General features: G+C 39.3%; 13 protein-coding genes and 1 tRNA gene. 2 read left to right on the top strand and 12 right to left on the bottom strand.

The genetic code is table 11. The features are described from left to right. Positions 1–31 precede the first annotated feature (31 nt). Positions 32–616 (bottom strand): YqgE/AlgH family protein, encoded by a 585-nt coding sequence (locus tag T7867_RS15040; protein ID WP_322299507.1) that lies wholly within the window; start codon positions 614–616, stop codon positions 32–34. Between the two features lie 91 nt (positions 617–707). On the opposite strand from T7867_RS15040, the gene pdxH reads away from it, so the two are divergent. Further along, complete coding sequence (gene pdxH / locus T7867_RS15035; protein ID WP_273274620.1) at positions 708–1,352, top strand: pyridoxamine 5'-phosphate oxidase; 645 nt, start codon at positions 708–710, stop codon at positions 1,350–1,352. 63 nt (positions 1,353–1,415) lie between these two features. On the opposite strand, the gene bshB1 is transcribed toward pdxH, so the two are convergent. From bshB1 to T7867_RS15000, 7 genes are all read right to left on the bottom strand, one after another. After that, the gene (gene bshB1 / locus T7867_RS15030; protein ID WP_322299506.1) at positions 1,416–2,132 is read right to left on the bottom strand and encodes a bacillithiol biosynthesis deacetylase BshB1; all 717 of its coding nucleotides are present in this window, start codon (positions 2,130–2,132) and stop codon (positions 1,416–1,418) included. 29 nt (positions 2,133–2,161) lie between these two features. Beyond that, positions 2,162–3,127 carry a thioredoxin-disulfide reductase gene (trxB, locus tag T7867_RS15025; protein ID WP_322299505.1) on the bottom strand — a complete coding sequence of 322 codons (966 nt, stop codon included), beginning with the start codon at positions 3,125–3,127 and terminating at the stop codon, positions 2,162–2,164. Between the two features lie 124 nt (positions 3,128–3,251). Continuing rightward, a complete protein-coding gene (locus tag T7867_RS15020) occupies positions 3,252–4,115 on the bottom strand; it encodes a sigma-70 family RNA polymerase sigma factor (protein ID WP_068222648.1) in 864 nt (287 codons plus the stop codon). Between the two features lie 83 nt (positions 4,116–4,198). Continuing rightward, the gene (locus T7867_RS15015; RefSeq protein ID WP_068222651.1) at positions 4,199–6,337 is read right to left on the bottom strand and encodes a polyribonucleotide nucleotidyltransferase; all 2,139 of its coding nucleotides are present in this window, start codon (positions 6,335–6,337) and stop codon (positions 4,199–4,201) included. Between the two features lie 96 nt (positions 6,338–6,433). Beyond that, positions 6,434–6,709 carry a 30S ribosomal protein S15 gene (gene rpsO / locus T7867_RS15010; RefSeq protein ID WP_068222654.1) on the bottom strand — a complete coding sequence of 92 codons (276 nt, stop codon included), beginning with the start codon at positions 6,707–6,709 and terminating at the stop codon, positions 6,434–6,436. 72 nt (positions 6,710–6,781) lie between these two features. Beyond that, positions 6,782–8,560, bottom strand: a complete 1,779-nt coding sequence (locus tag T7867_RS15005; protein WP_322299504.1) for an LptF/LptG family permease — start codon at positions 8,558–8,560, stop codon at positions 6,782–6,784. Between the two features lie 71 nt (positions 8,561–8,631). Continuing rightward, positions 8,632–9,027 (bottom strand): START-like domain-containing protein, encoded by a 396-nt coding sequence (locus tag T7867_RS15000; protein WP_273274611.1) that lies wholly within the window; start codon positions 9,025–9,027, stop codon positions 8,632–8,634. A gap of 156 nt (positions 9,028–9,183) precedes the next feature. Between T7867_RS15000 and T7867_RS14995 the strand changes: the two genes are divergently transcribed. Next, positions 9,184–9,257: transfer RNA gene (locus T7867_RS14995), tRNA-Met, on the top strand. Positions 9,258–9,404: 147 nt separating this feature from the next. On the opposite strand, the gene rplT is transcribed toward T7867_RS14995, so the two are convergent. The 4 genes from rplT to thrS form a co-directional block, all read right to left on the bottom strand. Continuing rightward, on the bottom strand, positions 9,405–9,749 hold the full coding sequence (rplT, locus tag T7867_RS14990) for a 50S ribosomal protein L20 (RefSeq protein WP_068222663.1): 345 nt from the start codon (positions 9,747–9,749) through the stop codon (positions 9,405–9,407). Positions 9,750–9,838: 89 nt separating this feature from the next. Beyond that, on the bottom strand, positions 9,839–10,033 hold the full coding sequence (gene rpmI, locus T7867_RS14985) for a 50S ribosomal protein L35 (RefSeq protein WP_068222665.1): 195 nt from the start codon (positions 10,031–10,033) through the stop codon (positions 9,839–9,841). A gap of 19 nt (positions 10,034–10,052) precedes the next feature. Next, on the bottom strand, positions 10,053–10,604 hold the full coding sequence (gene infC, locus T7867_RS14980; protein ID WP_068222668.1) for a translation initiation factor IF-3: 552 nt from the start codon (positions 10,602–10,604) through the stop codon (positions 10,053–10,055). A gap of 95 nt (positions 10,605–10,699) precedes the next feature. Then, positions 10,700–12,649, bottom strand: a complete 1,950-nt coding sequence (thrS, locus tag T7867_RS14975; RefSeq protein ID WP_322299503.1) for a threonine--tRNA ligase — start codon at positions 12,647–12,649, stop codon at positions 10,700–10,702. Positions 12,650–12,727 lie beyond the last annotated feature (78 nt).

Genomic DNA, 12,727 nt, shown 5'->3' with positions numbered 1-12,727 from the left:
CACCGTTACAAAACCAAATTTAGTAAAAGTATTAATTCAATCGTGGGTCTACAGGGTAATTTGAAAACACCTTGTATTTACCGCCCATTTGCTTCAAAATAGATTTCCAAAGTATATCTGACTCCATGTCGAAAATTTCAGAAGCAGTTGCCTTTTTTCTTACAAACCAAGACTGATTATCTAGCTCTTCTCGCAACTGCCCCGCACCCCATCCAGAATACCCTAGAAAAAACTGTATATCATCTTCATTGATCATGCCTGAATTGAGCAAAAACTTGATACGCTCAAAATCTCCACTCCACTTAAGTTCATTATTCAACTCAATTGCACCAGGCACATCGTCTTTCAATCTATGTACAAAGTGTAAGGTATTTTGTTCTACTGGACCACCAACATTTAGATAACCATTAAAACTAATTTCCTCACTCATCACATCACTTAGGGTTAGATCACTAATTTTATTCAATACTAAACCGAAGGTTCCTTCGTCTGAATGCTCGCAAACCAGAATAACGGTGCGCTCAAAATTAGGATCGGTCAAGAATGGTTCTGAGATCAGGAAATCTCCTCTTTCAGGATCGGGAATGTCTTTGTCGTATTCAAACATAGATTGCATGGAGATGGAAATTATAAATGCATATTTACTTTGCCTAACGAAAACCGAAAAGTTTAACAGTTAATTTTGCCTATTATAACCTATATAAGCCATGGCCGACAATATTGCTGACTTAAGAAAAGAATACACCAACGCCTCATTAGATATAGAATCTGCAAATTCGAACCCTTTTATTCAGTTCGATAAGTGGTTTAAAGAAGCTCAACAAGCTGAGTTACCAGAACCAAACGCAATGGTTTTAAGTACTGTTGATACTCAAGGCCAGCCATTCCAAAGAACAGTACTAATGAAAGCCCTAGACCAACAAGGTGTGGTTTTCTATACCAATTACAAAAGCCGCAAAGCAGAACAAATAGCCGAGAACAATAGGGTGAACATTCTATTTCCTTGGTTTCCTATGGAAAGACAGGTTTCCATTCAGGGAAGAGCTGTAAAAGTATCTAATAAAGAATCTTTAAATTACTTTCTAAGCAGACCTCATGGAAGTCAGCTTGGGGCTTGGGTCTCTCAGCAGAGCTCTGTGATCAATTCTAGATCTATTCTTGAAATGAAACTAGCTGAGATTAAGCAGAAATTTAAAGAAGGAAAAGTACCTCTACCTGATTTTTGGGGTGGATATAGAGTTGAGCCTACTTCATTTGAGTTTTGGCAGGGCAGACAAAACAGACTGCACGACAGATTACTTTATGAAAAACAAGCCGATAATACTTGGAAGATCAGTCGACTTTCACCTTGATTAGCCTAAAACTTAAGTTCTATGTTCAAAGTCAACATAATACGTTGAACATAGAACCTGTCACTATATAAGATCGAAGATGGTACTAACTCCAGGAGTACGCTCAACTGTAAAGCCTTCTCCGTACTTCACTCCTATTTCATGACCATAATGAATGCCTCTAGACTCTATCATTTGCCAGAACTCTGGCGAAGAAATATAGGTTTGAGGCTCTTTTGATTCAGGGTCGAAAAATTGTGATTTAAACGCTTTTACTGCCTTTATTTTAGTATCCCAAGCGGAGGAAACATCTACAATCACATCTGGATTATGAGGAATACTTTGAATATAATGATAAACCGTCTTAGGTCTCCATGGCTTCTGCTCTTCTCCGTTCAGCTCGGTCTTAATCATTGCTAAACCCGACAGAAAACAGGCCTCTCTGGCTAATTCTGAAGCCCTTCCATGATCTGAATGCCTATCTTTGATAGCATTAGCCAATACTATTTCTGGCTGGTATTTCCTGATCATCTTAATGACTTCCAATTGGTGCCCTTCATCATTCTTGAAGAATCCATCTCGAAACCCTAAGTTCTCTCTAGCCGAAAGCCCCATTATTTCGCCTGCAGCTTGAGCTTCCGATAATCTTATTTGAGGAGTACCTCTTGTGCCCAGCTCACCCTGAGTAAAGTCAACTACTCCAGCCTTTTTGCCTGACTGGATAGCTTTTATCAATGTTCCTGCGCACGATAACTCTACATCGTCTGGATGAGCCGCTAGAGCTAGAATATCTAATTTCATAGTAGTGGAAATAATCAAAAAAAGGAGACTTAGGCCATCTCCTTTTGCGATTCTACTTCAAACTCTTTTTCTGCTAAGAATCTTTCTGCATCTAGTGCTCCCATACAACCTGTTCCGGCAGCTGTAACCGCCTGTCTGTAAATTCTATCGGCTGCGTCACCTGTTGCAAATACACCTTCAACGTTTGTCTTGGTAGACCCTGGTTGTACTTTCAAATAACCAGTCTCATCCATATCCAGATAGTCTTTAAAAATATCTGTATTCGGCTTGTGCCCAATCGCTACAAAGAATCCACTAATATCTAAGTCTTTCGTTTCTTTGGTTTGATTATTCACTACGCGAACACCAGTTACCCCAGTGTCATCTCCTAACACTTCTTCTGCTTCTGTATGCCACAGCACTTCAATATTTGGGGTATTTTTAACTCGCTCTTGCATTATGGTAGAAGCTCTCATCTCGTCTCTTCTTACCAATAAATAAACTTTAGGACATAGATTGGCCAAATAAGTAGCTTCTTCAGCAGCTGTATCACCACCGCCAACTACGGCTACATTCTTTCCTTTGTAGAAAAAGCCGTCACATACTGCACAAGCGGAAACTCCTTTGTTAGCAAAAGTTTTTTCAGACTCTAAGCCGAGGTATTTTGCACTAGCTCCTGTAGAAATGATAACCGATTCGGCAGTAACTTCCACCTTATCATCAACCCAAACTTTTAATGGGTATCCTGAAAAATCAACCTTAGTAATTAGACCATAACGAACCTGTGTACCAAAACGCTCAGCTTGTTTCTGCAGGTCTACCATCATCTGCGGACCATTGATACCTTCTGGGTAGCCAGGGAAATTCTCTACATCGTTAGTAGTTGTTAATTGCCCACCAGGCTCTCCACCTGTATAGAGTACGGGATTTAAGCCCGCTCTAGAAGCGTAAATTGCTGCAGTGTAACCAGCCGGGCCAGACCCGATAATCAAAACTTTTATATTTTCAGTTGCCATCTATATCTCAAATTTTATCAAAACTAAACCATTAACAGTTTTATGCCAAAGAATTGTTCCTTATGTATAGAAACAAAAAAAGGTGTCTTTTCAGACACCTTCCTAAATCTTATTTCCAATAAAGTTATCCAAGATACGGTTTCAAGGCTTTACTTCTCGATGTATGACGTAACCTCCTGATTGCCTTCTCTTTAATTTGTCTTACACGCTCTCTGGTTAGGTTGAATTTCTCTCCAATTTCTTCTAGAGTCATTGAATGTTCACCGTTCAAACCAAAGTAAAGTGTAATAACATCGGCCTCTCTTTGAGTTAAAGTAGAAAGCGCTCGCTGAACTTCTCTTCTCAAAGAGTCATTCATAAGACCAGTATCTGGTTTTTCTTCTGAGTCGTTTTCTAATACATCAAGTAAGCTATTCTCTTCACCCTGAACGAATGGCGCATCCATTGAAACGTGTCTACCTGAAATTTTCATGGTATCAACCACCTCGTTGGTAGTCACTTCCAATACTTCTGCTAATTCGTCTGGTGAAGGCTCACGCTCAAACTTCTGCTCAAGTTCAGAGAAGGTCTTTGAAATTTTATTCAATGAACCAACTCTGTTCAATGGCAAACGAACAATTCTAGATTGCTCAGCCAAAGCTTGAAGGATAGATTGTCTAATCCACCATACAGCATATGAGATGAATTTAAAACCACGAGTTTCATCGAAACGCTGAGCGGCTTTAATCAAACCAAGGTTTCCTTCGTTGATCAAATCACCCAGAGATAAACCCTGATTTTGATATTGTTTCGCTACCGACACAACGAATCTCAAGTTGGCCTTGGTTAACTTTTCCAATGCCAGCTGATCTCCTTCGCGAATCCTTTGAGCAAGTGTTACTTCCTCGTCTGGAGTCAGTAGGTCTACCTTACCGATTTCCTGTAAATATTTATCCAGAGATTGTGACTCTCTGTTAGTAATCTGCTTACTAATCTTAAGCTGTCTCATTCAAATAGATGATTTTCCCTCTTAAACACTTCCGAACAATTCATAAAATATGAAAAGTTCCATTTAAAACAACGCTGAGAATACTAATTCTGTTCCGTATTCTTCTCTGGCTTAGGTAAAAGAACCTTTCTAGATAGTCTGAATTTACCAGTCTTCTTATCTATTCCGATAAGCTTCACAGTAATTTCTTCTCCTACCTCAAGAACCCCTTCCATTTTCTCTAAGCGCTCCCACTTGATTTCAGAAATATGAAGCAAGCCGTCTTTACCAGGCATGAATTCAATGAATGCACCAAATGGCATAATAGATTTCACTTTACCTTCGTAAACCTCTCCAACTTCTGGAACAGCAACAATGTTTTTGATGCGTTTCACAGCAGCGTCCATTGCTGCCTTATCGATAGCAAATACGCTTACGATACCCTCATCATTAACTTCTTCAATGTTTACTGTAGCTCCAGTTTCTTTCTGAATCTCTTGGATTACTTTACCACCTGGACCAATTACGGCTCCAATTTGGTCTTTAGGAATACTGAATTTCTCACTTCTAGGTACATGAGGTTTGTAATCTTCTCTTGGCTGAGAAACCACTTCATTCATTACACCTAAAATATGCTCTCTACCTTGCTTAGCTTGGTTTAGGGCTTCTTCTAGAACTTGGTAAGAAAGGCCGTCTACTTTAATATCCATCTGACAAGCAGTGATACCCTTTGCAGTTCCAGTAACCTTAAAGTCCATATCACCTAAGTGATCTTCATCACCCAAAATATCAGAAAGAATAGCATACTTTCCAGTTTCTGCATCGGATATCATACCCATTGCAATACCAGAAACAGGTCCAGAAATATTAACACCTGTATCCATTAGAGCCAATGAACCTGCACAAACGGTAGCCATAGATGACGAACCATTAGATTCTAGAATGTCTGAAACCAAACGAATAGTATATGGATTCACTTCATCTGCTGGCAACACTTGCTTTAACGCTCTTAAAGCTAAGTTACCATGGCCAACTTCTCTTCTACCAGGACCTCTGTTTGGTCTAACCTCGCCAGTTGAGAAGCCAGGGAAATTATAGTGTAGTATAAACTTGTTATAACCTGATTCGGTAGCACCGTCAATCATTTGCTCATCTAGCTTAGTACCTAGAGTACAAGATGTAAGCGACTGAGTTTCACCTCTAGTAAATACTGCAGAACCATGAGCAGATGGTAAGTAATCTACCTCACAAGTTATAGGTCTAACCTCTGTGAAGTCACGACCATCCAATCTTTTTCTTTCATCCAACACAAAGTTTCTAGCCGCTTTTTTATGAAGCTTCTTGAAATATTGTGACAATAAGAAAGCATCGTATTCATGATCTTCTGGAAGAGACTCCATGAATTCATCTTTGATAGCTTTCACATCGCTGCTTCTCACAGATTTATCTGCAGTTTGCTTAGATACAGCAGCATAAAGCTTAGGGTAAAGCTCCGACTGCATTTTCTCTAACAATTCTGGATCAGACTTTTCATGAGAGTACTCTCTCTTTTCTGTTGAACCAACTTCTTCGGCTAATTCAATCTGAGCCTGACACTGAACTTTAATGGCTTCATGAGCAACTTTCATAGCTTCTAAAAGCTCTGCTTCAGAAACCTCTTTCATTTCGCCTTCAACCATCATAATGTTGTCCTTATCGGCAGCAACAATAATGTCTAGTTCAGACTCTTTTGTAGTTTCTTTATTTGGGTTAACAATGAACTCACCATTGTTTTTAACCACACGAACCTCAGAAATTGGTCCGTTGAAAGGAATGTCTGACACTGACAATGCCGCAGAAGCAGCTAAAGCAGCGAGTGAATCAGGCATTACATTATCATCGTGTGAGATCATTGAGATCATCACCTGAGTGTCAGCATGATAATCGTCTGGAAAAAGAGGTCTTAAAGCTCTATCTACCAATCGGCTAATCAACACTTCATGGTCTGACAGTTTTCCTTCTCTTTTAAGGAAGCCACCTGGTATTTTACCTGAGCTGGCGAATTTTTCTTGATAGTCTACAGAGAGTGGTAAGAAGTCTACATCTTCTTTGGCATCAGTAGCAGAGACTACAGTGGCGAGCAACATGGTATTGCCCATTCTAACGACTACTGATCCATCGGCTTGTTTCGCTAGTTTACCCGTTTCTATGGTTATTTCCGCGCCATCGGGCATTTTGATGGACTTTGTTACAATTTTCGACATATATAGTTTTTAAAATAAGAAAGCAGGAAGATACAACGTCCTGCAATGGTATATAAGGAAAAAAGGGAATTCAATAGAACTCCCTTCTCCCTAAAATTATTTTCTAAGTTTCAATTCTTTGATGATAGCTCTGTATCTCTCAATATCTCTATTGTAAAGATAATCTAGCAATCTTCTTCTTTTACCTACTAACTTAAGAAGACCTAGTCTTGAAGAGTGATCTTTCTTGTTTGTTTTAAGGTGTTCTGTTAAGTGATTGATACGGAAGGTAAAAAGTGCAATTTGTGACTCAGCAGAACCTGTATCACCCTTTGACTTTAACCGACCATGATTCTCAAACAACTCTTGTTTCTTCTCGCTTGATAAATACATGCTTAGCTAAAATTTAAAATAATTATTAATAAAACAGCCGCAAAGATATGGATATAAGTATCAATTAGCAAACTAAGCTTGCTCTAATTGAGTCTTGTTCTTCCGTTGAAATGACTTTTTTATCTTCTCCAAAAAACTCAAGTATATATCTGGTTCAAACAGCCTTGCATCATTTCTCGCTTGTCTTAAGAAGAAAAGCCCAACTGGAAACAAAAACAGGTTTGACATCCAAACTGCAAATACAGGGTCAACTACGTCTTCCTTACCCCACTTATCACCCGTTGTATTCAAGATATAATAAACAAGAAAGAAGATTACTGATACAATTACCGGAAGCCCCAACCCTCCCTTTTTTATAATTGCTCCAATAGGAGCCCCAATTAAAAACATTATAAGACAGGCAAGAGATCGCGCTGCTTGCTGATTCTTGGTAATAATGAACTTTCTCTGGTCGCGCTGAACATTCTTCAAGGTCACCATTCTGCTGTTCAAAATATTCCTTGTTGTTCTGGCATTATTTGCAGCACTAGAAATAGCAGATACTAAATTCAGGTTGTCTGGATTATTAACATCTGAGGTATAGTAATGCTCTTCCAACTTTTCAATCGCCCTTTCTAGTTGCTCTTCAGTATATTTCGGAGGAACACTATCCCTATATCTATTTCCGCGAGCCCTCTCTTTGTCCACAGTCTCCAATTCGTCTCTTTGAGCAATAAACCTTCTACTAGTTTTTACACTGACAGTATCTTCAACTCCAAGATCATTAGACTCACCGTCTTGAAGTAAGTTTTCCGGAGTTATTTCCTTAACACCATCACCCTCTACTTTAGCCGATTCCACCTCACTTTTCGTCAATAATTTCGATTCATCTTCTATACGTTTCAATGAATCATAATACTCCAAACCTTTTCTAACCTCCAGAGGAGCCTCAAGATCTTTTACCAGATGATACCTAAAGCCGTTAGAACCTATTTGCTTAAATATTTGCACTTCCTTAGAGTAAATATCTCTCTGCATAGAATCTATGCCCATATTAAGCTCCTTTCTGGTCTGCACTAGTCGGCTACGCTTAAACAGCTTCTCATCAGTATTCCCCATGTCAAAAGAAGATAAATCGAAGCGAATAACACTTTTAGAGAACTTATCTCGGATGAATCGACCACCAATCTCTTTTTCCTCTCTCAGGTCATTCATATCCTCTTCGTAGCGCGTGCCGTCATACAACTCTAAGGCCAAGTACCTCTGATTCATAAAAGAATACATTCTTCCAGAGTCAGCCAGAATCACTTTCTTATTCCCCTGAGCTCTATCTTTAGTATGGTCATAAATGATGATATCCTTCAACTGTTCATCACCAATTTTCTCATTAACCTTAATACTGTATCCGGGTATGCCCTCATAAAAAACACCTTCCTTGATATCAAGTGCAGGCTTTTTGGTTCTCATATCCCAAAGAAGGCTGTAGGTTTTAAGGTTGGTTTTAGGAACTAGTATGGTATTTGAATAATACGTTATGCCTGTTAGGATAAGCACAAACACGAAGATAGGACGCAATGCTCTGACCAAAGATATACCTGAACTCTTTACTGCAGTAAGCTCTGAATGCTCTCCTAAGTTACCGAAGGTCATTATCGAGCTCATGAGAACTGCCAACGGAAATGCGTCTGGCGAACTTGAAATTGAGAAATAGGTAATAAGTTCAGCGAAAAGCCCTACACTCAGGCCCTTCCCCATAATCTCATCGAAATACTTAAGAAGGGTAACCAGCAAGAGGATAAAATCAACAACTACAAGAGTAAGCAGAAAAGGACCAATGAACGACCCAAAAACCAACTTATCTATCTTCTTCATGTACTCAATTTTGCCCCTCTGAGGCCGCAAAGATCATGCCTTTGAACAGGAATTGCAAGGATTAAGACCGGCTAACCTCCAATGATTTCCTTCAGAGAGTAAACAAGGTTCTCCCAGAGGTCTTGCTGCTCTTCTGCATCGTCTAAATCGGAGTAGTCAGTAATTTGAATGAAGACTGTCTGAGTGAGATCATTTACATCCAACTTAAGTTCAATGTAGTTTGGATCGTCCTCATCTTCTTCAGACTCTGGAAGAAATTCGAACTTTACAGAGTGATTGGTTCTTTGCGAAACCTTTCTAGCCCTATGTTCTTCTCCATCCCAAAGAAAGATAAAGACTTTATCTTCATTAATATTCACATCGTCCGCAAACCACTGAGCTAAACCACTAGCTGTACTGAGGTAAGGAAAGAGCATTTTCTGAGATGCATTGATCTCAAACTCTGTAATAAATTTAAACTTTCCCATAGGCTAAAAAGTGATCGGAAGTAATATAGAACTAAAATACCACTTCGGCAAACAAAAAAAGTTCACCATAGGCTTGCGGAATTCAAAATTAGATAGCTACCTTTGCACCTCGATTTTGGGAAATGAAACAAAGTTCAACCCAAATAATCAGAATCTGGCGAGGTAGCTCAGTTGGTTAGAGCGCAGGATTCATAACCCTGAGGTCACGGGTTCAACTCCCGTCCTCGCTACAAAAGGCAAGTCTTCAACTTGCCTTTTTTTATTCCCTCAGACACAAACCTTCAATACTACACCTCTAGCCAAAGACTCTAGCAAAAAAAGGACAAAAGAAAACCCCGACCTTTTGGGACGGGGTTTGAATTATATTTAAAAGTGAATTACTTCACTTTATCGATAACTGCTTTAAACGCTTCTGGGTGGTTCATTGCTAGATCTGCCAACACTTTTCTGTTAAGCTCGATTCCTGACTGACCTACTTTACCCATAAACTGTGAATAAGACATGCCGTGCTCTCTAGCACCTGCGTTAATTCTCTGAATCCACAACTTTCTGAACTCTCTCTTCTTAGCTTTTCTATCTCTATAAGCATAAGTGAGACCCTTTTCAACTGCATTTTTGGATACAGTCCAAACGTTTTTTCTTCTTCCCCAGTAACCCTTGGCTAACTTGAGTACTCTTTTTCTTCTAGCCCTTGAGGCTACTGAATTTACTGATCTTGGCATTTTTTTGTTGTTTTTGATTTTTGGCGACTAAGCAAACACTTAGTACTTATTACCAAAACTCCGGTTAAACAAAACCTTCAAAGGTTTTCTTAAATGTTGAGCATGTGTTTAACGTTAGACTCATCTGACTTGTGTACTAAGCCAGTACCAGTCAAGTTACGTTTCTGCTTCGTCTCTTTTTTAGTCAGGATATGGCTTTTGAAAGCGTGCTTTCTTTTGATTTTGCCAGTTCCTGTCAATTTGAAACGCTTTTTCGCTCCAGATTTAGTTTTTACTTTAGGCATTTTATAAATATTAGTTTTACTAACTTTTCTTCCCTGCGTTTTTAGGTGCCAAAAAGAGGAACATTCTCTTCCCTTCTAACTTTGGCAACTGCTCTACCTTAGCATACTCTTCTAGTGCCTGTGCAAATTTCAGAAGTAGGATCTCACCTCTTTCTTTATACACAATTGTTCTTCCTTTAAAGTGAACGTAAGCCTTAACTTTTGCTCCCTCTTGTAAGAAGTTGATGGCATGCTTAAGCTTAAACTCAAAATCATGGTCGTCCGTATTTGGCCCGAACCTGATTTCTTTAATCACAGTTTTTGAAGCTTTGGCTTTAATTTCCTTTTGCTTCTTCTTCTGTTCGTATTTAAACTTAGAGTAATCAATTACTTTACAAACAGGCGGATCCGCTTTTGGAGAAATCTCTACAAGGTCCAAGCTTTGATCTTTGGCCATTTGTAGCGCCTGATTTGTAGGGAATACTCCTTGCTCTACATTCTCACCAACCACTCGCACCTGACGAGCTGTAATCTTCTCATTTACCTTGTATGGCTCCTCTACCCGACCTCTAGGTGGGTAGCGTCTTCTCATTTTAGCGATTGTTACCTCCTTGTTTTGTTAAAATGACTGCAAATATCGGCATAATTTTCTAATTATCAATAATTAAGAAATCACATATTTTAAAATCAATTGCCTAGTGAGGCAGACTTCTCTTTGTTAAAGTAAGCAATGAAATCGGTAATTGACATACTTCCCTGATCTCCTTGCCCATGCTTTCTCACAGAAACCTCTTTTTGATCGGCCTCTTTTTCGCCTACAATAAGCATTATTGGTATTTTCTTTACCTCCGCATCACGGATTTTTCTACCAATTTTTTCGTCTCTATGATCTACAAAGCCAGTAATATCTGCTTCTTCTAAAGCACTATATAATTCTTGAGCATAATCGGCATACTTCTCAGAAATAGGCAAAATAGCTACCTGATCTGGCGTTAACCATAGTGGAAACTCTCCTCCGCAGTGCTCAATTAATACTGCAACAAACCTTTCTAGAGAACCAAATGGTGCTCTATGTATCATTACAGGTCTATGCTTTTGGTTATCTGAACCTGTGTATTCTAGCTTAAACCTTTCTGGTAAGGTATAGTCTACCTGAATAGTTCCAAGTTGCCATTTTCTACCTAAGGCATCTTTAACCATAAAGTCTAACTTAGGACCATAGAATGCAGCTTCGCCCAATTCTGTTACAGTATTCAAGCCTTTTTCTTCGGCTGCTTCTTGAATGGCGCTCTCTGCTTCTACCCAAAGGGCATCGTCTCCGATATACTTTTCTTTATTCTCAGGGTCTCTTAAGCTGATTTGGGCTACATAATCCTGAAAGCCTAAAGATGTAAATACGTAGAGAACAAGGTCTATTACTTTCTTGAACTCTTCTTTTACCTGGTCTGGTCGACAGAAAATGTGAGCATCATCTTGAGTAAAACCTCTTACCCGAGTTAAGCCGTGTAACTCTCCACTCTGCTCATATCGGTACACAGTACCAAATTCTGCTAGCCTAAGTGGAAGATCTTTGTAAGACCTTGGCTTAGAGTTATAAATCTCACAGTGGTGAGGGCAATTCATTGGTTTCAACAAGAACTCCTCTCCTTCATTCGGTGTTTGAATAGGCTTGAATGAGTCTTCGCCATACTTTTCATAGTGGCCCGAAGTAACATAGAGGTTCTTATGACCTATGTGCGGAGTAACTACTGGCTCGTATCCGGCTTTTACCTGAGCACGTCTCATAAAAGACTCTAGCCTCTCCCTTAATCTTGTTCCTTTAGGCAACCATAACGGAAGCCCTAAGCCTACTTTTTCTGAGAACGTAAATAACTCGAGCTCCTTACCTAATTTTCTATGGTCTCTCTTCTTTGCCTCTTCTAGGTTATGTAAGAATTCCGTAAGCTCTTTTTGCTTAGGAAAGGTTATACCGTAAATACGAGTTAGCTGCTTTCTTTTCTCATCACCTCTCCAGTAAGCACCAGCTACGTTAAGAAGCTTAACTGCCTTTATAAAGCCTGTATGTGGAATATGAGGACCTCTACACAAGTCTGTAAAACCGCCTTGAGTATAGAATGTAATGGAGCCATCTTCTAAACCATCGATCAGCTCGAGCTTATACTCGTCTCCTTTTTCATTAAAGTAGCTTACAGCGTCTGCTTTAGAAACCTCTTTTCTATCGTAGGTATTTTTCTGCTTGGCAAGCTCGAGCATTTTCTTCTCGATCTTCTCTAAGTCAGCAGAATCAAATTCTTTATCGCCAAAGTCTACATCGTAATAATAGCCTTGATCTATTGATGGACCTATTCCAAACTTAGTTCCTGGGTAAAGCGATTCAAGTGCTTCTGCCATTAAGTGAGCGGAAGAGTGCCAAAAAGTGGCTTTTCCGTCATCATCGTTCCAGGTGAGTAGTTTTAAGGTTGAATCTTGGGTGATTTTTCGATCAGCATCCCATACTTCTCCATTTACTTCGGCAGAAAGTACGTTTCTGGCTAATCCTTCGCTAATACTAATTGCGACATCCATGGCAGACGATCCTTTCGGATATTCTCTAACGCTGCCATCAGGTAAGGTGATTTTTATGATTTCGTTACTCATTTTAATCTTTTTCCGATGCTACAAACCATCGGTTTGACTTAAAATTTCTTTAGGCTGCAAATATGCTAACATTAATCT

The organism is Roseivirga spongicola, assembly GCF_034376045.1.
In the GTDB taxonomy this organism is placed as follows: Bacteria; Bacteroidota; Bacteroidia; order Cytophagales; family Cyclobacteriaceae; genus Roseivirga; species Roseivirga spongicola.
The sequence above is the reverse complement of the archived record's forward strand: the minus strand, read 5'-3'. Positions and strand labels throughout refer to the sequence as shown.

Coding starts and splice junctions, on each gene's coding strand:
- T7867_RS15040 (WP_322299507.1), bottom strand. CDS start 616: ATGCAATCTATGTTTGAATACGACAAAGACATTCCCGATCCTGAAAGA.
- pdxH (WP_273274620.1), top strand. CDS start 708: ATGGCCGACAATATTGCTGACTTAAGAAAAGAATACACCAACGCCTCA.
- bshB1 (WP_322299506.1), bottom strand. CDS start 2,132: ATGAAATTAGATATTCTAGCTCTAGCGGCTCATCCAGACGATGTAGAG.
- trxB (WP_322299505.1), bottom strand. CDS start 3,127: ATGGCAACTGAAAATATAAAAGTTTTGATTATCGGGTCTGGCCCGGCT.
- T7867_RS15020 (WP_068222648.1), bottom strand. CDS start 4,115: ATGAGACAGCTTAAGATTAGTAAGCAGATTACTAACAGAGAGTCACAA.
- T7867_RS15015 (WP_068222651.1), bottom strand. CDS start 6,337: ATGTCGAAAATTGTAACAAAGTCCATCAAAATGCCCGATGGCGCGGAA.
- rpsO (WP_068222654.1), bottom strand. CDS start 6,709: ATGTATTTATCAAGCGAGAAGAAACAAGAGTTGTTTGAGAATCATGGT.
- T7867_RS15005 (WP_322299504.1), bottom strand. CDS start 8,560: ATGAAGAAGATAGATAAGTTGGTTTTTGGGTCGTTCATTGGTCCTTTT.
- T7867_RS15000 (WP_273274611.1), bottom strand. CDS start 9,027: ATGGGAAAGTTTAAATTTATTACAGAGTTTGAGATCAATGCATCTCAG.
- rplT (WP_068222663.1), bottom strand. CDS start 9,749: ATGCCAAGATCAGTAAATTCAGTAGCCTCAAGGGCTAGAAGAAAAAGA.
- rpmI (WP_068222665.1), bottom strand. CDS start 10,033: ATGCCTAAAGTAAAAACTAAATCTGGAGCGAAAAAGCGTTTCAAATTG.
- infC (WP_068222668.1), bottom strand. CDS start 10,604: ATGAGAAGACGCTACCCACCTAGAGGTCGGGTAGAGGAGCCATACAAG.
- thrS (WP_322299503.1), bottom strand. CDS start 12,649: ATGAGTAACGAAATCATAAAAATCACCTTACCTGATGGCAGCGTTAGA.